General features: G+C 43.0%; 1 pseudogene. It reads left to right on the plus strand.

The features are described 5' to 3' along the window. Nucleotides 1-230: pseudogene (locus tag N8L90_RS09490) on the plus strand (LEA family epithelial adhesin); the annotation flags it as partial.

The raw sequence follows: 230 nt of genomic DNA on the forward strand, positions 1-230 counted from the left end.
GAAGAGAAAAAACAAGTGGAAGATAAGGTCAAAGCGAAGAACCCAGGTAAGACTGTCACAGTAGGGGACGATGGAACTGCAACAGTTACCGATCCAAGCACTAAGATCAGTCATCCAATTGCAGGAAAAGACCTAGTTATCGAAGACTTCACACCAGTGAAACCAGATGAGAAGGTCGTTGTTCAAGACAAATCCCACTTAACTCCAGAAGAGAAAAAACAAGTGGAAGA

Source organism: Streptococcus mitis, assembly GCF_946190115.1.
Lineage (GTDB): Bacteria > Bacillota > Bacilli > Lactobacillales > Streptococcaceae > Streptococcus > Streptococcus mitis_CO.